Consider the following 1,058-nt stretch of genomic DNA (forward strand, 5'->3'; position numbering starts at 1 on the left):
GGCGGTGTTGCCGCTGCCGGACGACACCGCGCACCTGTGGAGCAACCTCACGCTGATCGCGCAATTCACGTTCTGGGGCATCTGGTGGCCGTTCGTGCTGCTGTCGAGGTGATAGGCCGTGCGCATCCATACGGCCGTGGTCGGAATGCCGGCCGCCGCGGCCGAGAAGCTCATGTTCGCGGCGACGCCGGCGGCCAGCACGCGCCAGCGATGGGCCGGGCCGCGCGCATCGCGGGCGGGCGAGGAGGGGGAAGCGACGTACGAGGTGTCCATGACGGCAGGCCCGGTTGGAAATTGACATCGACAGTCTGGCCACCTACATTCATCCTGAAAATCGGAAAGTTCTTGATGAATCGTTCGATAAAACAGGATGGTTGATATGTCAGGACATGACATTCCACGCGACGACGGCGAGTCGCTCGCGCTGGCCGATGCCACGCTGGCCCGGCCCAACTTCGACGTGGCGGCGCTGCGCAGCCTCGTCGCGGGGGTGGATCTCGGCAGTTTTGCGAAGGCGGCCGACCGCGTCGCGCGCTCGTCGTCGGCGGTGAGCGCGCAGATCCGCAAGCTCGAGGAGCAGGCCGGCACGCTGCTGTTCGTGAAGTCCGGGCGCGGGCTCGCGCTGACCGACGCCGGCGACGCGATGCTGCGCTATGCGCGGCGAATGATCGAACTGAACGACGAGGCGGCCGCGGCCGTGCGCGGCATGAATCTCGACGGCTGGGTGCGCGTCGGGCTGCAGGAGGATTTCGGCGAGGCGATCCTGCCCGACGTGCTCGGACGGTTCGCGCGCGCGCATCCGAAGGTGCGGATCGAGGCACGCGTGGCGCGCAATGCCGACCTGCTCGACCGGCTGGATGCGAACCAGCTCGATCTCGCGCTGGTGTGGGGCGATCCGGCGTCGGCGGCGCTGGTGGCGCGCGCGGGGATCGAGAGCGAAGCGATCGCGCAGGTGCCGATGCAGTGGATCGGGGCAGCGGGCGGCTTCGGCATGCCGGGTGGCGGTGCGGAGGAGCGCGTGGAGGGCGGCGCGGACGAAACGGGCGGCCATGCGGTGC

General features: G+C 69.3%; 1 protein-coding gene and 1 pseudogene. One reads left to right on the forward strand and one right to left on the reverse strand.

What is annotated here, in order from left to right; all coding sequences use genetic code 11:
* Positions 1 to 99: 99 nt before the first annotated feature.
* A pseudogene (locus tag G3O00_RS43820) lies at positions 100 to 273 on the reverse strand (MFS transporter); the annotation flags it as partial.
* A gap of 106 nt (positions 274 to 379) precedes the next feature.
* On the opposite strand from G3O00_RS43820, the gene G3O00_RS42870 reads away from it, so the two are divergent.
* Positions 380 to 1,058 (forward strand): LysR family transcriptional regulator (locus G3O00_RS42870; protein ID WP_206146616.1); only part of this gene is annotated, 679 nt, incomplete at its 3' end.

The sequence above is a fragment of the Burkholderia sp. Ac-20384 genome (genome assembly GCF_017104605.1).
In the GTDB taxonomy this organism is placed as follows: Bacteria; Pseudomonadota; Gammaproteobacteria; order Burkholderiales; family Burkholderiaceae; genus Burkholderia; species Burkholderia lata.